The organism is Cyanobium gracile UHCC 0281, assembly GCF_034931305.1.
Classification (GTDB): Bacteria; Cyanobacteriota; Cyanobacteriia; order PCC-6307; family Cyanobiaceae; genus Cyanobium; species Cyanobium gracile_A.
Window position 1 is genome coordinate 1 of record NZ_JAYGHY010000035.1, and the last position, 17,775, is coordinate 17,775.

The 17,775-nt window shown below is 69.7% G+C and carries 17 protein-coding genes; 10 read left to right on the forward strand and 7 right to left on the reverse strand.

Features of this window, described 5'->3' with window-relative positions:
• On the forward strand, positions 1–693 hold a 693-nt coding region (locus tag VB739_RS10770; RefSeq protein ID WP_323357062.1), incomplete at its 5' end, for an alpha/beta hydrolase.
• Here VB739_RS10770 and VB739_RS10775 read toward each other — a convergent pair.
• Positions 645–2,444, reverse strand: a complete 1,800-nt coding sequence (locus VB739_RS10775; protein ID WP_323357063.1) for an ABC transporter ATP-binding protein — start codon at positions 2,442–2,444, stop codon at positions 645–647. The genes VB739_RS10770 and VB739_RS10775 overlap by 49 nt on opposite strands.
• Positions 2,441–3,121 carry an ATP phosphoribosyltransferase gene (gene hisG, locus VB739_RS10780; RefSeq protein WP_323357064.1) on the reverse strand — a complete coding sequence of 227 codons (681 nt, stop codon included), beginning with the start codon at positions 3,119–3,121 and terminating at the stop codon, positions 2,441–2,443. The genes VB739_RS10775 and hisG overlap by 4 nt, the downstream gene beginning before the upstream one ends.
• 29 nt (positions 3,122–3,150) lie before the next feature.
• On the opposite strand from hisG, the gene gloB reads away from it, so the two are divergent.
• The gene (gene gloB / locus VB739_RS10785) at positions 3,151–3,909 is read left to right on the forward strand and encodes a hydroxyacylglutathione hydrolase (RefSeq protein ID WP_323357065.1); all 759 of its coding nucleotides are present in this window, start codon (positions 3,151–3,153) and stop codon (positions 3,907–3,909) included.
• A gap of 40 nt (positions 3,910–3,949) precedes the next feature.
• On the opposite strand, the gene VB739_RS10790 is transcribed toward gloB, so the two are convergent.
• Positions 3,950–5,134 (reverse strand): ABC transporter ATP-binding protein, encoded by a 1,185-nt coding sequence (locus VB739_RS10790; RefSeq protein ID WP_323357066.1) that lies wholly within the window; start codon positions 5,132–5,134, stop codon positions 3,950–3,952.
• A gap of 29 nt (positions 5,135–5,163) precedes the next feature.
• Here VB739_RS10790 and VB739_RS10795 point away from each other — a divergent pair, with 29 nt between their 5' ends.
• The 4 genes from VB739_RS10795 (at position 5,164) to kaiC (ending at position 8,359) form a co-directional block, all read left to right on the forward strand.
• The gene (locus VB739_RS10795; RefSeq protein ID WP_323357067.1) at positions 5,164–5,592 is read left to right on the forward strand and encodes a Rid family detoxifying hydrolase; all 429 of its coding nucleotides are present in this window, start codon (positions 5,164–5,166) and stop codon (positions 5,590–5,592) included.
• Between the two features lie 68 nt (positions 5,593–5,660).
• Positions 5,661–5,942: a cell division protein SepF gene (locus VB739_RS10800; protein ID WP_323357068.1), complete on the forward strand. Its 282-nt coding sequence runs from the start codon at positions 5,661–5,663 to the stop codon at positions 5,940–5,942.
• 77 nt (positions 5,943–6,019) lie between these two features.
• Complete coding sequence (locus VB739_RS10805) at positions 6,020–6,562, forward strand: L,D-transpeptidase (RefSeq protein WP_323357069.1); 543 nt, start codon at positions 6,020–6,022, stop codon at positions 6,560–6,562.
• Between the two features lie 84 nt (positions 6,563–6,646).
• Entirely contained in the window at positions 6,647–8,359 is a 1,713-nt protein-coding gene (kaiC, locus tag VB739_RS10810; protein WP_323357070.1) for a circadian clock protein KaiC, read from the forward strand.
• A 65-nt stretch (positions 8,360–8,424) separates the two neighbouring features.
• On the opposite strand, the gene VB739_RS10815 is transcribed toward kaiC, so the two are convergent.
• The 3 genes from VB739_RS10815 to VB739_RS10825 are packed head-to-tail and all read right to left on the reverse strand — an operon-like array spanning position 8,425 to position 9,817.
• Positions 8,425–8,655 carry a hypothetical protein gene (locus tag VB739_RS10815; RefSeq protein ID WP_323357071.1) on the reverse strand — a complete coding sequence of 77 codons (231 nt, stop codon included), beginning with the start codon at positions 8,653–8,655 and terminating at the stop codon, positions 8,425–8,427.
• On the reverse strand, positions 8,652–8,954 hold the full coding sequence (locus tag VB739_RS10820; RefSeq protein WP_323357072.1) for a TIGR02450 family Trp-rich protein: 303 nt from the start codon (positions 8,952–8,954) through the stop codon (positions 8,652–8,654). Before VB739_RS10820 ends, VB739_RS10815 begins: the two co-directional genes overlap by 4 nt.
• Positions 8,955–8,971: 17 nt before the next feature.
• Positions 8,972–9,817, reverse strand: coding sequence for a fumarylacetoacetate hydrolase family protein (locus VB739_RS10825; RefSeq protein WP_323357073.1), 846 nt, complete (start codon positions 9,815–9,817; stop codon positions 8,972–8,974).
• 97 nt (positions 9,818–9,914) lie between these two features.
• On the opposite strand from VB739_RS10825, the gene VB739_RS10830 reads away from it, so the two are divergent.
• The 4 genes from VB739_RS10830 to VB739_RS10845 all read left to right on the forward strand — a co-directional run bounded on the left by VB739_RS10830 (position 9,915) and on the right by VB739_RS10845 (position 16,818).
• Complete coding sequence (locus tag VB739_RS10830) at positions 9,915–11,660, forward strand: NAD-dependent malic enzyme (protein WP_323357074.1); 1,746 nt, start codon at positions 9,915–9,917, stop codon at positions 11,658–11,660.
• Between the two features lie 114 nt (positions 11,661–11,774).
• Positions 11,775–13,346 (forward strand): bifunctional orotidine-5'-phosphate decarboxylase/orotate phosphoribosyltransferase, encoded by a 1,572-nt coding sequence (locus VB739_RS10835; protein ID WP_323357075.1) that lies wholly within the window; start codon positions 11,775–11,777, stop codon positions 13,344–13,346.
• Positions 13,347–13,389: 43 nt separating this feature from the next.
• On the forward strand, positions 13,390–13,611 hold the full coding sequence (locus VB739_RS10840) for a DUF3136 domain-containing protein (protein WP_094584893.1): 222 nt from the start codon (positions 13,390–13,392) through the stop codon (positions 13,609–13,611).
• 69 nt (positions 13,612–13,680) lie between these two features.
• On the forward strand, positions 13,681–16,818 hold the full coding sequence (locus VB739_RS10845; protein ID WP_323357076.1) for an efflux RND transporter permease subunit: 3,138 nt from the start codon (positions 13,681–13,683) through the stop codon (positions 16,816–16,818).
• On the opposite strand, the gene VB739_RS10850 is transcribed toward VB739_RS10845, so the two are convergent.
• Positions 16,815–17,720, reverse strand: a complete 906-nt coding sequence (locus tag VB739_RS10850; RefSeq protein WP_323357077.1) for a TraB/GumN family protein — start codon at positions 17,718–17,720, stop codon at positions 16,815–16,817. The genes VB739_RS10845 and VB739_RS10850 overlap by 4 nt on opposite strands.
• Positions 17,721–17,775 lie beyond the last annotated feature (55 nt).

Below are 17,775 nucleotides of genomic sequence, written 5' to 3' on the forward strand. Positions count from 1 at the left end.
CGGCTTCTCCGCCCGCGCCGAGGGGGAGACGAGGGCATGAGCGCGACGCTCGATCGCGCGGCGATGCCCGCGGGGCTGATGGTGCTGGCGCTGACGCTCTGGGGCGAGGCCGCCGGCCGGCCGGTGGTGCTGCTGGGCCACTCCCTGGGGGGAAGCCTGGCGCTGCACGCGGCATCCCTGCTGGGGGAGCAGCTGCGGGGCCTGGTGCAAATCGCCGTGGGGGGCGGTGTGTACCAGCCGCGACCCTTTGCCCGGGTCCGCCGCGGAGGGGCCGCCTTCCTGCGCTGGCGACCGGTCTGGGCGGCCCAGCTGCCCGGCACAGCGGCGATCCGCAGCCCCCTGGTGGCCGACGGCCGCGCCGCGCGGGGGCTGCTGGCCTGCAGCACCAACCGGGGCGCCGTTCGCCAGCTGCCCAGGCTCACCGCCGAACTCCAGGTGCCCAGCCTGTGGATCGCCGGCAGCCGCGACCGGGTGATGCAACCCCGCTACGTGCGCCACCTGGCCGGCTACAGCCCGTTGCACCGGCTGGTGATCCTCAACGGGTTGGGACACCTGCCGATGGGCGAACAACCACGCCAGCTGGCGGCCCTGATCGACACCTGGCTGGAGGACGAGCTGCAGCTCCCCCCCCAGACCCAAGGGCTTCAGAGCGTGGCCAGTCCCTTTTCCTGCAGCTCCGCCAGCTGGGCATAGAGCCCCCCGAAGGCCCGCAGTTCACGGTGGTTGCCCTCTTCGATCAAGCGCCCACGGCGCAGCACCAGGATGCGGTCGGCGGCTTCGACGGTGGCCAGCCGGTGGGCGATGACGATGGCCGTGCGACCGCTGAGCAGGGTGTCGAGGTCCCGCTGCAGGGTGGCTTCAGTGGAGGGGTCCATGAAGGCGGTGGCCTCGTCCATCACCAGGACGGAGGGGTCGCGGATCGCCACCCGCGCCACGGCCAGCAGTTGCCGTTCGCCGGAGGAGAGGTTGCCACCCCGCTCGCGCAGCTCCGTGGCCAGGCCATCCCCCAGCCGTCCCAGCAGGGGAGCCAGACCGAGATCGCCGCAGAGACGCTCCAGATCCACCTCACTGATGTCGGCATCGAGGCGCAGGTTGTCGGCCACGTTGCCGCTGAACAGGAACGTGTCCTGCAGCACCACCCCCAGGCGCCGGCGCAGGGTGGCGATCGGCAGTTCGCGGATGTCGACGCCGTCGAGGCGGATGGTGCCCTGCTGGGGTTCGTACAGACGGCAGAGCAGCCGGATCACGGTGGTCTTGCCGGATCCGGTGGGGCCCACGATCGCCACGTGCTCACCGGGGGCGATGCGGAAGGAGAGATCGGTGAGGATCGGATCGTCGGGGCGGTAGGCAAAGGAGACGTTCTCGAACTCCACTTCGCCAGGGCTGAAGCGCTGCGCGCCTGACAACAGGGCGGCAGGGCTGCGCTGGCTGCTGGGCAGATCGGCGATCTCGATCGGCTGCTCCAGCAGTTCACCGATGCGCTCCACGGCGGTGAGCCCCCCCTGGATCTGGGTGAAGCGCTCCGCCAGCTGGCGCAGGGGATCGAACACCCGCTGGGAGAACAGGATGAAGGTGGTCAGGGTGCCCAGGCCCATCGCCCCACCGGTGACCATGGCGCCGCCCAGGGCCAGCACCATCGCCACGGCCGCCAGGGCCACCCACTCGATGAAGGCCGAGATGGAGCTGTCGTAGAAGATCGTGCCGGTGACGGCCCGGCGGTAGGCGTCGGTGGTGTGGGAGAAGCGCTCGCCGTTGACAGCCTCACGCCGGAACATCTGCACCACCTCCAGCCCCTGGAGGTTTTCCTGCAGGTCGGCGTTGAGCTGGCCGAGCTCCTCCCGCACCCGGTAGTTGGCCTTGCGGTAACGGCCCTGCAACCAGATCACACCGAGGGTCACGGGCACCTGGCTGACCAGCAGCAGCAGCCCCAGCCGCCACTCGATCGAGAGCATGGTGAGGCCGATCACCAGCAGGGTGACCAGATCGGAAAGCACCCCCACCGCGCCGCTGCCGAACACCTCCGCCAGGGCATCGACATCACTGGTGAGGCGGGTGAGCAGCTTGCCCACCGGCGTGCGGTCGTGGAAGCGCAGCGACAGGGCCATCGCGTGGCGGAAGAGGTCGTCGCGGATGCGGGCGGTGAGCCGTTGCCCCACCACCTGCACGTTGTAGGTCTGGGTGCCCTGCAGGGAGAGGCGCAGCAGGACCGCCGCCAGCAGCAGCAGCACCAGCAGCCGCAGGGCCACCGGCACCGGCAAAGGGGCCAGCCAGGACAGCACCTCCTCGCCCCGGAGTTTGGAGATCACCTGGCCCACCAGCAACGGCTGGACAGAGGCCGCCAGGGCCAGGGGGATCAGCAGCAGCAGGGACAGCAGCAGACGCTTGCGATCCCGACCCAGGTACGGCAGCAGACGCCGCAGCCGTTGGCCATCGAGGCTGCTCATCGGGCGGACACCTGGACGGGCCTCTGGACCGTGGCGATCCGTTCGACCAGGCCCTGCAAGGCCCCGTCATCGAGGCGCAGGGCCAGGGGATGGCCGATCAACCGGGCCGAGCTCGTGAACAGATCCTCGATCGCCACCAGGCCGTTGTCGCGCAGGGTGCGGCCGGTGGCCACCAGGTCGACGATCGCCTCGGACATGCCCGTGATCGGACCGAGCTCCACCGAACCGGTGAGGTGGATCAGCTCCACCGGCAGATCCAGTTGCTCAAAGAAGGCTTCGGCGCAGCGGGTGAACTTGCTGGCCACGCGGCAGTGGGCCGGCAGATCGGCGGCGCGGCGATAGCCGCTGCTGGCCTTCACCGCCACCGCCATGCGGCAGCCGCCGAAGCTGAGGTCGACGAGCTGGGCCACCGGCAGCTGGTGCTCCCGCAGCACGTCGTAGCCCACCACCCCGAGCTGGGCCTGGCCGTAGGCCACATAGACCGGCACATCGGCGTTGCGCACCAGCAGGGCCCGGGCTGTGCCGCAGCGGCTCGGCACCATCAGCAGGCGGTTGTCCTCCTCCAGCAGATCGGAGAAGTCCAGACCCGCCGCCTGAAAGCGGCGCACCGAATCCTTGAGCAGGGCGCCCTTGGCCAGGGCAACGGTGATCGGGGACCGCTGGTTGGCAGTGATCATGGAAGCCAGCAGCAACCTGGACTGTAACGATGCAGGATCATCGCCAAGACCCGCCCCAGGCCCCGCTGCAGGTGGTGGTGCTGCCGGTGCTGCGGGACAACTACCTGTTCGTGATCCACGACGGCCGCCAGGCGGCGGTGGTGGATCCTGCCGTGGCGGCCCCGGCGATCGCCTGGCTGAAACAGCGGGATCTGGAGCTGGTGGCGGTGCTGCAGACCCACCACCACAGTGATCACATCGGCGGCACCCCCGGACTGCTGGAGGAATGGCCCCGGGCGGAGGTGGTGGCCGCCCTGGCCGATCGGGAGCGGATCCCCTTCCAGACCCGGGGGGTGACGGACGGCGATCGCTTCATCCTGCTGGGCCAGCCGGTGGAGGTGCTGGCGGTGCCGGGCCACACGCGCGCCCACCTGGCCTTCCACCTGCCCCTGCAGGGGGAGCTGTTCTGCGGCGACACCCTGTTCGCCGCCGGCTGCGGCCGGCTGTTCGAGGGAAGCCCAGAGCAGATGCATCACTCCCTCGGCCTGCTGGCGGCGCTGCCGGAGACGACCCGGGTGTGGTGCGCCCATGAGTACACCGCCTCGAATCTGCGCTGGGCCGCGGCCCAGCGACCGGGGGATAAGGCCATCGCCGAACGGCTGGCCGCGGTGCTGCTCGCCCGGACTCAGAACAAGCCCACCATCCCCAGCAGCATCGGTGAGGAACGCCGCACCAACCTGTTCATGCGGGCGACGGATGCCCTGGAACTGGCCGCCCTGCGGCGCAGCAAGAACGACTGGACGGATTGAACGCACCCGGCTGAGCTTCACAGCCGCCCGGATCCCCGCCTCAGGGAGGCGCGCTGAGGGTCTCGGCGCTGCGCCCCTGGGGCAGGGTCACCAGGGGCCATCCACCCGGGAACAACAGGGCCGACTCACCGGCGCGGAACCGCAGCTGGCCCCGGCAGCCGTGGGGGTGGTCGGCCTCCAGGGGCGCCCGCCAGCGCAGCCGGTGGTCACCGAGCTGCACCTGGTAGAGCCATTCCCGGCCGAGGAATTCCCGACCGGTGATCCAGGCCGGCCCCTCATCCTCGGGCAGAAACTCCAGGGCCTGGGGGCGAACCATCACCTCGATGGCCTCCGGTGCGTCCGGGCCGTCTGTCCCCCGGGAGAGGGGCTCCAGCTCGCCGAGCACGGTCTGCAGCCGCCGACCTCGCCAGCGGGCCGGCAACAGGTTGGACTGGAGCACGAACTGGCCCACGAAGGCGGTGGCGGGCTTGTCGACCAGCTCACGGGGCGGGGCGCACTGGTGCAGCACCCCGTCGCGCAGCACCCCCACCCGGTCGCAGATCGCCAGAGCCTCCTCCGGATCGTGGGTGACCATCAGGCCGCTGGCGCCGCAGCGGGCCAGCACGGCCGGCAGCTCGCTGCGCAGCCGCAGCCGCACTTCCACATCCAGGTTGGAGAAGGGCTCATCCAGCAGCACCACCGAGGGCGAGGGCGCCAATGCCCGGGCCATCGCCAGCCGCTGGCGCTGGCCGCCGGAAAGTTCGTGGGGATAGCGGCGCTCCAGCCCGCCGAGCCCCAGCAGATCGAGCAGCCAGGCCACCCGGGCCGTGTCCTGGCCGCGGCGCAGGCCGAAGCAGGCATTCCGCCAGGCATCGAGGTGGGGGAAGAGGGCATCGTCCTGGAACACCATGCCGACACCCCGCCGCTCGGGGGGCAGCAGCCGCTCCGGACCCGCCACCTGCTGTCCGCCGATGCTGATGCTGCCGCGGCCAGGGCGCTCGAAGCCGGCGATCAGTCGCAACAGGGTGGTCTTGCCGCAACCGGATGGGCCCAGCAGACCCACCAGTTCCCCCGCACCAAGAATGAGGTCGACCCCCTTGAGGGTCCAGGCAGAAACGTCGCGACCCGGGTACCGGTACCAGAGGTCGTCGATGCGGACGTGATCGCGGCTGGCGAGGCCGGTGATCTCCCCGGTGCTCGAAGCCGTGGTGGCGGCAGGCGTGGCGATGGTGGTGGAAGAAGCCATAAGATCCCAGTCCCGCATTGTCACCCGTCATGAGTTCCAGCGCTGGCGGGAGTGACGAAAGGCACAGGCCCTTGTCTCATCCGGTCCATACCGCGGCCGCCCCCGCTCCGGTGGGGCCCTACAACCAGGCCGTGGTCGCCGGTGGCGTCCTGTACTGCTCCGGCCAGATCGCCCTGGATCCGGTGGGCGGGACGCTGGTGGGGGACGGCGACGTGGAGGCCGAAACCGTCCAGGTGCTGAGCAACCTGCAGGCGGTGCTGGCCGCCGCCGGCTGCACCCCTGAGCAGGTGGTCCGCACCACGGTGTACCTGGTGGATCTGAACGATTTCGCCCGGGTCAATGCCCTCTACGCCGGGGTGTTCAGCGCGGGGGTGGCTCCGGCGCGGGCCTGCGTGCAGGTGGCGGCCCTGCCGAAGGGGGCGCGGGTGGAGATCGACGCCATCGCCGTGCTCGCTTGAGGCGGTTCTCAGCGAGAGCTCATGGCCATCGGCTAGCTGCCGTGGCCGTCCTGAGGCAACCTGGGTCCATGGAAACCCCCTTCGGCACCTGGTTTCACGAGGTGGTGGTGATGACACCGGGCCGATTTGAAGAGGCCGTCGATGCGGTGCTGGCGGTGCAGCAGTTCAAGACGGTGGTGCTCCACCTCAGCGCCATGGCGCCGGAGGAGGCCCAGCGCACGATCGACTTCGTCTCCGGGGGCGTCTTCGCCCTGGACGGTCAGTCCGAACGGCTGGGAGACACGGTCTTCCTGTTCGCACCGGCACTGGTGACGATCAGCCGGGACGGCGATCAAGAGCACGAGGACTGAAGCGTCGAGTGCTGGCAGGCCAGCCCTTGTGGAGCCCCTGCCGGGGCAGTAACACGGGCCCTGGCCCTGTTCTACCCATGAAGCGACCCATCGGCCTGGCCCTGCTGGTTCTGGCCTGGAGCCTCGGCAGCCACGGCCCGGAAGCCCTGGCGGCAGCCCCGTCAGCCCCGGCGGCGGGGACCGGCGGGCAGCTGGTGCTGGTCCGCACCGACCGGCAGCTGCCGATCACCGGCGATCCGATCTGGGAACTGCAGCTGGCCCTCCCCGGCCAGCCGCTGCGGGCCTATGAAGCCCTGGTGGGCCGGGTGCGTCGCCAGAACGCCGACCGCAACCGACTGGGCAGCAAGGCGCCGTTGCCGCGGGGCCTCTATGCCGTGACCGAGATCACACCGATCGAACCGACGGATGATGTGGAACTCGGTCGCTTTCTGTGGATCGGCCTGGAACCGGACTTCCCCACCGCCCGTCGGGGCCTGGGCATCCATCACGATCCCAGCGCCGGCCGGGGACGAAGCAGCGGCACCGACGGCTGCATCGGCCTGATCCACGGCAACGACCTGCTGGTGCTTGGTGATCTGCTGCGGCGCAGCGGCACCAGGGAACTGCTCGTGAAGGACTGAGCAACGCATGGGTCTTGCGAACCCGGCAGGGGTGAACCTCTCCCAGGTCGGCGGAACTAGGTTGAGTTTCCATGGGCCGGACGATTGCAGGACCTCGCTTCCGGCTCCGACAAAGGCCCATCTTTCCCGGGGCTGGCCAAGGCACCCACCGGCATCCGGGGCTTCGAGGCGATCAGCGACGGGGGCCTGCCCAGGGGGCGACCCACCCTTGTGACCGGTGCCTCCGGCAGCGGCAAGACCATGTTCGCCATGGAGTTCCTGGTGCGCGGGGCCCTGCAGTTCAACGAGCCCGGCGTCCTGCTGACCTTCGAGGAATCTGCCGAGGACATCGCCGCGAACGTGCGCTCCCTGGGCTTCGACATCGACGCCCTGGTGGCGACCAAGCGGCTGGCAATCTGTGCCATGCCGATCGATCCGTCGGAGGTCATCACCGCCGGGGTCTTCGATCTCGAGGCCCTGTTCGTGCGGCTGGAGGGGGCCGTGGCCAGGGTGGGCGCCAGACGCGTGGCCCTCGACACCATCGAGGTGCTGCTCACCTGCCTGGGGAACGAAGCGATCGTGCGCGGTGAACTCTCCCGGCTGTTCCACCGGCTGAAGGAGCGGGGCCTCACCACCGTGGTCACCGGCGAGCGGGGCCGGGCCGGTGACCTGACCCGTTTTGGCATCGAAGAGTACGTCTCCGACTGCGTGGTGGTGCTCGATCAGCGGGTCGACAACGAGATCTCCACCCGGCGGCTGCGGATCGTGAAGTACCGGGGCTCGGTGCACGGCACCAACGAGTTCCCCTTCCTGATCACCGACCGGGGCCTGACGGTGCTGCCGATCACGGCCGTGGCCCTCACCTACCCGGCAGCGAACGAGCGGATCTCCTGCGGCATCGAACGGCTCGACCACATGCTGGGCGGCGGGATCTTCCGCGGCTCCACCGTGCTGATCAGCGGCAGCGCCGGCACGGGCAAGACCACCGTGGTGGCCCACCTGCTCGATGCGGCCTGCCGCCGTGGCGAGCGGGCCCTGTTTCTCTCCTATGAGGAATCCCCGGATCAGCTGATCCGCAACATGGCGTCGGTGGGCCTCGACCTGCAGCGCTGGATCGATGCCGGCCTGCTGCTGATCTGGGCCGAGCGCTCCACCGCCCATGGCCTGGAGGAACATCTCGGCCGCCTCGACCGGATGCTGGAGGACTTCCAGCCCCAGGTGGCGGCCCTCGATGCCATGGGCAGCCTGATCCAGATCGGCTCCCAGCGGGAGGTGACGGCTGCCCTGGCCCGTCAGATCGATCTGATGAAAGGCCGGGGCATCACTGCCGTGTTCACCTCCCTCACCCACGGGGAGGAGGCGGCGAGCAGTGCGGTGGCGGTGTCCTCCCTCACCGACACCTGGCTGCTGCTGCGCAACGTGGAGAGCGACGGGGAGCGCAACCGGCTGCTGTTCGTGATCAAGAGCCGGGGCATGGCCCACTCCAACCAGGTGCGGGAATTCGTGCTCACCGACCACGGCGCCGAACTGCTCGATGTGGCGATCGGCCCCCAGGGGGTGCTGACCGGATCGGCGCGGCTGCAACAGCAGAAAAAGGTCGCCTCCGAAGCTGCCGTTCTGGAGGCTGAAATCGAACGGCGCCGCGCCGCCCTTGCCCAGCAGGCGGCCGCCAGCGAAGCCAGCATTGCGGCGCTGCAGGGTCAGCTGCAGGCGGAGAGGGCCGCTTTCGAGGCCTTCGTGGCCGAAGAGCATCGCCGCCAGAGCGAGCAGGCCATCGACCAGTCGGGCCTCGATCGTCAGGAGGGTGGCAGCGGCTGATCCGACGCAGCGTTACCGCCGAACTGGTGGTGCGGGACTGAGCGGCGTTCGAGCGTGGCCGCTGGTCAGGAGCCGCCCGCCAGGGCCTCCTTCAGCCGCGGCTCCAGTTCCCTGCGCTGGGCCGGATCGCCCACCAGCATCAGGGTTCCGGTGCCGGGCCACCAGTTGAGGCGCAGGTTGGATTCACCGTCCTCAATGACCAGCATCTCGAAGGCCCCCTCATGCACCCAGTGACCGAGGCAGCCGAGGTCCGCGACCAGGGCCTGGAGTTCCTCCAGGGTTCCGTTGAACGTCACAGGTCCATGGTGGAGTGGGAGGACTTTAGGGACTTTGGCAGGATCGACTCTGCCTGAACCGGCACATCCGCTGGCCGCTGCTCCTGGGGCAGCTGCTGCCAGCCCGGTTGCCAGGCGTCGCGGTCACGCAGTTCGCCCAGAGGAACCAGCAGGCGGTACCCGGGATCCAGCACCGCCTGCAGCTCCACGGTGCGCTCGCGGCCACGGCCCCGCTGGCCCAACACGGCGAAGTGGCGGTAGCCGCCGCTGCGCTGGGCCCGTTCGGGCTGGGCCGTCCAGGCGGCGGGGAGCTTGATCATTGCGACGCGGATGCCGTTCAGGGAGTCTGGGCGGCGATGGATTCGTCGATCACCGGGTTGCGCAACACGCCGATGGCTTCGATCTCCACCTCGACCGTATCGCCGCTGCGCAGCCAGCGGGGCGGATCAGCCGCCATGCCCACGCCACTGGGGGTGCCGGTGAGGATCACGGTGCCGGCCAGCAGGGTGGTGCTGGCGCTGAGGAATTCGATGATCTCCGCCACCGGAAAGATCATGTCAGCGGTGCTGGCCACCTGAACCGTTCCACCGTTGAGACGCGTTTGCAGACTGAGGGCCTGGGGATCTGGGATCGCCACGGCGCTCACCAGGCAGGGCCCCAGGGGGGCGAAGCTGTCGAAGCTCTTGCCGCGGCACCACTGGCCGCCGCCGAGACGTTGCTGTTTCTGCCAGTCGCGGGCGCTGACATCGTTGGCGCAGGTGTAGCCCAGCACCACCTCCAGGGCCTCGGCACGCGACACATTGCGGCAGGTGCGGCCGATCACCACCGCCAGTTCCCCCTCGTAGTCGACCTGGTGGCTGGACGCGGTGGTGGGCAGGGTGATCGGCGCCTCCGGGTGCTGCACGGCCCCCGGCGATTTCATGAACAGCACCGGGTAGGTGGGGATCGCCGCGCCGGTTTCGGCGGCATGGCGGCGGTAATTGAGGCCGATGCAGAGGATGGCCCGGGGCTCCAGGGGGGCCAGGATCCGCCCCACCGCGGCCAGCTCGCCCGTGGGCACCAGTTCGCCGAACAGGTCGCCCGCCAGGCGCTCCAGGCGGCCGTCGCGATGGAGGCTGGCGAGGCGGATCCGGCCCTGAGCATCCGCGTAGCGCACGATCTTCATGGGAGGCAGGGGCTGCATGGAGGGGGCAGCGCAAGGACGCCAGCGCACTCTGGTCGGCCACTAGCGCCAAGAGGCCCGTGGATGATGGGGGCGCCAGCGGAACCAGGAGCACGCCGTGGTCGCCGAACCCAGTCGCCAGCGGAGCACCACCCTCCGGGGCGCCGAGCTGCTCAATGATCCTTTGCTGAACAAGGGCACCGCCTTCAGCCGGGCGGAGCGCCAGGCCCTGGGGCTGGAGGCCCTGCTGCCCTGGCAGGTGGAGACGATCGAGGCCCAGGTGGAGCGCTGCCGGCTGGCCTTCGGTGCCATGGGCAGCGACCTGGAGCGGTACGCCTACCTCCAGACCCTGCGGGAGCGGAACGTCACCCTCTTCCACCGCTTCCTCGCCGACCACATCGAACTGGCGATGCCGATCGTCTACACCCCCACGGTGGGGCAGGCGATTCAGCATTTCAGCCACAGCTACCGCAGCCCCAGCCAAGGGATCTACCTGGCGGCACCGCAGCAGGAACGCCTCGAGGAGCTCCTGGCCCAGGCCTGCGGCGACCATTCCCCGGAGCTGCTCCTGGTCACCGACGCCCAGGGGATCCTCGGCATCGGCGACCAGGGGGTGGGGGGCATTCAGATCTGCCAGGGGAAACTGGCCGTCTACACCCTCTGTGCCGGGTTGGATCCGGCCCGGGGGCTGCCGGTGATGCTCGATGTGGGCACCGACCGGCCCGAACTGCTCGCCGACCCCTGCTACCCCGGCCTGCGCCAACCTCGGCTGCAGGGGGAGGCCTACACCGTCTTCCTCGACCGCTTCATCACGGCGGTGCAACGGGTGTGCCCCGGCGCCCTGGTGCACTGGGAGGACTTCGGCGCCGCCCATGCCCGCCCCGTACTGGAGGCCTACCGGCACCGGGTGCCGAGCTTCAACGACGACATCCAGGGCACCAGCAGCGTCGCCGCAGCGGCGATCCTGGCCGGCCTGCGGGGCCTCGGCAAGCCGCTGGCCGACCAGCAGATCGTCATCTTCGGGGCGGGCAGCGCCGGTTGCGGCATCGCCGAGCGGCTCTGGCGTCTGCTGCAGCGAGCGGGACTCAGCGCCGCCGCGGCCGCCGATCGCCTCTGGCTGATCGACCGCGACGGGCTGATCCATACCGGGACTCCGGCCCTCTCGGAGGGCGCTCGGCCGTTTGCCAAAACGCAGCAGCAGCTGGCGGCACGGTTCGGGGCGGAGGCCTGCGAGAGCTCCCAAGGGCCAGGCCTGCTGGCGGTGGTCGAAGCGGTGCGGCCGGGGGTGCTGATCGGCACCTCCACCGCCGCCGGGGCCTTCGACCAGGCGGTGGTGGAGGCGCTTTGCGGCGGCGGCGAACGGCCGATCGTTCTGCCCCTCTCCAATCCCACCCACCTGGCGGAGATCACCCCGGAGAACCTGCTGCGCTGGAGCCAGGGCCAAGCCCTGGTGGCCACTGGCAGCCCCTTCGCTGCTGTGGCCTGCACCGGAAGCGCCGGCCAGCCGATCGAACGGGTGATCGGTCAGTGCAACAACTGCTTCGTCTTCCCCGGCCTGGGCTACGGCGCCGTGGCGGTGGGCGCCACGGCGGTGAGCGACACCATGATCGACGCCAGCATCGAGGCCCTGGCCCGGGTGATTCCGGCCGCCAGCGATCCTGAGGCGCCGCTGATGCCCCCCCTTTCGGCCGTGCAGGCGGTGTCCCGGGCCGTGGCCGAAGCCGTGGCGCTCGCGGCGGTGCAGGAGGGATTGGCGCGCCATGCCATCACCCCTGAGGCCGCCAGGAACCGGCTCGATGCCGCCCGTTGGACCCCCATCTACACCGAACTCCTGGCCCTCGACGAAGCGTCTGCGGCGCGCTGATCCGCCGGTCGCGGAGTCGACCCTGCGGGGCCAGGGGATCAATAAGAGCTGTGTCACCCACTCGCACAGGCGACGCCCCTCGCCTTAGCACCTTGGGCAATCACCCCCCGTGCGATGGGCTTTTTCGTCCGGCTCACCGACGCCATCGCCGCCCGTCAGTCGCTTCTGGTCACCGGCCTCGACCCCAACCCGGAAATGCTGCAGGCCTGGGCGCACCGCCGTGGCATGGGGGGCCGCTCGTTTCTCTCCCAGGCGCGCTACTGGATCAAGGCGGTGGTGGAGGCCACCGCCGACCACGTCTGCGCCTACAAACCCAGCCTCGGGTTTTACCAGGCCCTCGGCCCCGTCGGACTGGAACTGCTGCGGGAGGTGCGGGAACTGGTGCCCCTCGACATCCCCCTGATCATCGATGCCAAGCACGGGGACCTGAACAGTTCCTCGGCCCTGGCCCATTACCTGTTCCGCGAGCTTGGCGCCGATGGCGTCACCCTCTCGCCCCTGGCCGGCCAGGACATCGCCGCCCCCTTCCTGCTGTATCCGGAAAAGGCGGTGGTGATCACCTGCCACAGCTCCAATGCGGCCGCCAGGGTGCTGCAGCACCACCCCGATGAGAACGACCCCCTCTACCTGCGCATCGTGCGGGAATGCCAGCTCTGGGCCACCCCCGACCAACTGCTGCTGGAGGTGGGCACCAGTGATCCCGCCATCCTGGCCCGGGTGCGCCAGGAGGCGCCCGAGCGCTTCCTGATTCTGCGCAGCCTCTGGAGCGAGGAGGACCGGCTCGATGCCCTGCTGGAGGCCGGACTGAGCCCATCGGCCGACGGCCTGTTGATGCCCCTGCCCCAGAACCTGCTGGTGGAGGATGACATCGCCGAGCGATCGGCCGCCCTCAAGCAACGCATCAGCGAGCGACGCGACCGCTGGCTGGAGCGGCGGGCGCGGGACCAGAGCGATGTCTGCAGCCTTTGGCTGCCGGGGCGACAGCCGGAGGGCGGCGCTGGGCTCGGGGCGGCCTCGAATGGCGATGGCGAGAGCGGTGGGGCCGGGGATCCCCTGGCCAGCCTGATCGTCGATCTGTTCGACATCGGCTGCCTGCTGTTCGGCGACTACGTGCAGGCCTCCGGCGCCGTCTTCAACTACTACGTGGATCTGCGCCAGATCATTTCCGATCCCAACCTCTTCCACCGGGTGCTGCACGCCTATGCCGGTCAGCTCGGGGAGCTGGCCTTCGACCGCATCGCCGGCATTCCCTACGGCTCCCTGCCCACTGCCACCGGGCTGTCGCTGCAGCTGCACAAGCCCCTGCTCTACCCCCGTAAGGAGGTGAAGGCCCACGGGGCCCGCCGCCTGATCGAGGGGGACTTCGAAGAGGGCGACCGGGTGGTGGTGGTGGACGACATCCTGATCACCGGCACCAGCGTGCTGGAGGGGATCGCCAAACTGGAGAGTTCCGGCCTGGAAGTGGAGGACGTGGTGGTGTTCATCGACCACGGCGGCCAGGCGGACACCAGCGCCCGCCAGCGGCTTGCCAAGGGGGGCTATCGCTGCCATGCCGTGCTCGACATCCCGCGCATCACGGGGGTGCTGCACGCGGCGGGGCGTCTCAGCGATGGACAGGCCGCGACCCTTGGCTTCGCCCCTCCGGCAAGGGCTCTGGGCGTCGAGGGGCTCCTGGCCAGCTCGTAGAGTGGCCTGGCGCCCCTGAAAAACCCGGGTGCCCCCTTCCGCCATGCCCCAGGTCCAGGGTCAGCCCCCAACGATCGGCGAGCTTGAGGCGAAATATTCCCTGTACTGCAAGGCGATGCGGCTTCTGCTCAAGGAGGGCCGCACCATGGAGGCGATTCAGAAGACGGTCTGCTGGAGCCGGCTGGAGCAGCTCCACATCTGCCTTCCCAGCCGCTACAAATCGCCCGACTACCTCTACGCCGTGCTCAAACGCGACCTGCGCTGATCACAGGCCGCCTGACTTCCCTGCCAGGATCAGCGGGCGAAAAGGGTCGGTGCCCACCCAGGCGATTCCGTGAAGTCGATTTCCGACCCCTTCCTGCGCAGGCCTGTCCTGACGCTGGTGCTCAGCCTGCTGGTGCTGCTGGCCGGCCTGATCAGCCTCCCGGGGCTGAAGGTCGAGAACCTGCCCCCGATCGCCCCCGGGCGGGTGTCGGTCAGCGCCAGCTACCCCGGCGCCAGCCCTGAGGTGGTGGAGCAGGGGGTCACCAGCCTGCTGGAGAAGCAGTTCAACGGCCTGGAACGGCTGGATTCGATCCGCTCCACCAGCTCGGCCAACGGCAGCAGCATCTCCCTCGGCTTTGAGGGGGGCAATCCGGAAATCAACCAGATCAACACCCAGAACGAGGCGGCGGTGGTGAGCCGCCAGCTCCCCGCCCAGGTGTCCCGCTTCGGTGTGCAGGTGCGGCGCACCTCCGACGACCTGCTGATGGTGCTGAGCTTCAGCGCCAGCCGCGACCGCTACGACGATGTCTTTCTGAGTGGCTGGGTGGATCAGGTGATCCGCGACAGGCTGCAACGGGTGCCAGGGGTGGGGGAGGTGCGGCTGTTCGGCGGCAGCTCGCTGGCCTTCCGGCTGTGGCTGGATCCGCTGCGCCTGGAAGAACGCAATCTCACCATCAGTGAGGTGCGGGATGCCCTTGAGGAGCAGAACGTGCTGGCCGCCCTGGGCCAGGCCGGCGTGGCCCCTTCCCCCGACGACCAGTTGGTCACCCTGCCCCTGCGCATGGAGGGGCGTCTGCGCACCGCCCAGGAGTTCGAAAACCTGGTGGTCGACCGCAGCGCCAACGGTGGCGTCACCCTGCTGAAAGACGTGGGACGGGTGAGCCTGGGCAGCGAAAACTACGAATCGATCGCCACCGACCTGAACGGCAAGACCGCCGTGGCCGTGGGAATTTTCCAGCGGGACGGCAGCAACGCCCTGGAGGTGAACCAGGGCGTCAACGACGCTCTCGAGGACCTTGGCTCCAGCTTCCCGCCGGGGGTGGATCTCCAGGTGATCGTCGATGAGGCAGCCTCGATCCGCACCAGCATCAATCGCACCACCGCGAGCCTGCGGGAGGCCGTGCTGTTGGTGTTCCTGGTGCTGCTGCTGGGGCTCGGCAACAGCCGACTCGCCCTGATCAGCGCCTCGGCGGTGCCGGTGGCCCTGATCGGATCCCTGGCCGTGCTGCGCCTCAGCGGCGATTCGATCAACACCCTCACCCTGTTCGGCATGGTGCTGGCCAGTGGCCTGGTGGTGGACGACGCCATTGTCGTCAGCGAAGACATCGGCCGCCGCCTGGAGAACGGCCGCTCACCTCTGCAGGCTGCCCAGGAGGCCATGGCGGAGCTGGGCGGCGCGGTGATCGCCACGTCCCTGGTGCTGATCGTGGTGTTTCTGCCGGTGCTCACCATGCAGGGCAGCCTGGGCCGCCTCTACGCCCCGATCGCCCTGACAATCGGCGGCACCATTGTCTTCTCCACCTTCAACGCCCTGACCTTCACCCCGGTGGCCGCCAGCCGGCTGCTGCACGCCGAGCGCCGCGAGCCCGGCTGGCTGCTGCGCTGGATCGATCCCCCCCGGCGGGCCCTGGAGCGGCTGGAGGGCCCCTACGACCGGCTGCTCACCCGCGTGCTCGGCTGGCGACGACGGGTGCTGGCAGGACTGCTGCTGGGCCTGCTGCTCACCGGCCTGGTGTTCCAGCAGCGGCCAAAAGCCTTCATCCCCCAGGAGGACAGCGGCCAGCTACGGGGGGTGGTGCTGCTCCAGGACGGCATCGCCCTGCCGCGCACCCAGAGGGTGATGGAGCAGGTGCGGGCGGTCGTGGCCGAAGAACCCCTGATGCGATTCGCCAACTTCTACGCCGGTCGTTCCTTCGGGGACAGCTCCCCCAACAAGGGCATCTTCTTCCTGCGGCTGACGCCGATCGAGGAACGGGGCGCCGCCGACCAGAGTGCGGCCGTGGTGGCCGAGCGGCTCAACAAACGCCTGCGCCAGACCATCACCGACGCCACGGTGATCGTGAGCGAATCCCCCACCGTGCGCGGCTTCAGCAGCGAGAGCGGGCTGGAGTTCGACCTGCTCGACACCAGTGGTGGCCGCCTGAGTCTGGGGGAGTTCCAGCAGGAGGCCGAGGCGTTCATTGCGGCGGCCCGGGACAGCGGTGCCTTTGGGCAGGTGGGCACCCGCTTCAGCGCCGACGCCCCCCTGCTGCGCGTGATCCCCGACCGGCTGCGCATGGCCTCGCTCCAGGTGGATCTCGATGAGCTGGTGAGCGTGCTCGGGGCCAGCTTCGGCAGCGATTACGTCAATGACAGCTTCGAAGGCGACCAGGTGCGCAAGGTGATCATCCAGCTCGACGGCGACACCCGGCGGAACGCCGACGATGTGCTCGCCCTGCAGGTGCGCAACCGGGACGACCAGCTGATTCCCCTGGCCCAGGTCGTGCGGGTGGAGGCTGGCACCGGCCCCACCACCATCAACCACACCCGTCTGGTGCGCTCGATCAGCATTCGGGCCCAACCCGGACCGGGGGTGAGCAGCGGCCAGGCCATCGCCCTGCTGGAACAGCTGAAACGCGACCGGGGCAGCACCGCCACCGACCTGGAATGGGCGGGCCTGGCGCGGGAGGAGGCCAGGTCCGGCGGCGGCAATCTGCAGGTGTTCGCGCTGGCGGTGCTGGTGATGTTCCTGGTGCTGGCCGGTCTCTACGAGAACTTCGCCGATCCCCTGATCATTCTGGCGACGGTGCCGATGGGGGTGCTCGGAGGGGTGCTGGGTCTGGCGCTGCGGGGCCTGCCCCTCGATGTCTATGGCCAGATGGGCCTGCTGGTGCTGGTGAGCCTGGCGGCCAAGAACGCGATCCTGATCGTGGAATTCGCCAACCAACGCCTGGCTGAGGGAATGCCCCTCGATGCGGCCGTGCACGGTGCCGCCGTTGCCCGTCTGCGGCCGATCCTGCTCACCGCCTTCTCCTCCCTGGCAGGTTTTTTGCCCCTGCTGTTCGCCAGCGGGGCCGGCGCCGCCAGCCGTACCAGCATCGGCACGGTGGTGTTCTTCGGGCTCCTGGTGGCCACCGGGCTCACCCTGTTCCTGGTGCCCACCCTCTACCGGATCGTCAAGGGATGGGAGCTGAGCCTGGGCGCGGGCCGCCGGGAGGAACCGGTCTAGGGATCGGGCCGCCAGGCCCCAGCCACGAACCGCTCCGGCTTCAGCCCCTGCGCCCTGAGCAGGGCGATCAGCCCCTGCTCCCCCAGCAGGTGCATCAGACCCACCACCACCAGCGTGTCGTCGGGGCGTCGCAGGAGCTCCCGTACCGGAGCCACCCAGGCCCGGTTGCGCCGGACCACGAGGCGCTGGTGCAGATCGGGGCGTTGGAAGTAGTCCCCGAGCAGCAGGGCCTCGAGCCCGGCCAGGTCGCCGGCCCGCCAGGCGCCCTCCAGGGCCTCGAGCCTCGGCCCGACGCTGTCCAGTTCCTTCAGGGTCACCTCCAGCAGTTGCAGCTGGTCCGCCCTGGGCAGCCCGTCGAACAGCTCAAGCTGCTCGGCCGGCGTCTCCAGCCCGTCAATGGGCTTGCGGTCGGTCGTGGCCCTGGCCTGGAGCTGGCCCTCGACGCCGCTGTCCGGGGTGTAGCCCCGCTGCAGGAACTCGGCGGACGCCAGCAGCAGGGCCACGGCCCAAGGCTCGAAGCGATCGATCGCCGCCTCCGGCAGCCCCAGGCCCTTCAGCCGCGGCTGCAAGGCCCGCCAGGATGCCGGCGGCAGGCCGTCGCGCAAGGAGCGGCCCTGGGAATCGATGGCCCGCCCCAGCAGCTCTCCGGCCAGGTCCGCCGGGCTGATGGCATCCATGTCGAGCTCCATCACCAACCGCTCCGCCTCGCCATAGGCCTGGCCATAGGACGGGGGCAGGGCGGCCCGGTCACGGCGCAGCTGGTGCAGCGAGCCGGCGATGAACACCGTTCCGGCGCCATATCGCAGCCGCCACAGGGTACCGACATCGGCAGCCTCCGCGGGAAGGGCGACCAGCCACAGGGCCAGCACAGCCAGGGAGCGGTGCAGCACCAGCGCTCGCATGGGCTGCAGCATCAACAACGTCCCGTGGACGCTAGCGACGCTGCTTCGCTGCTCC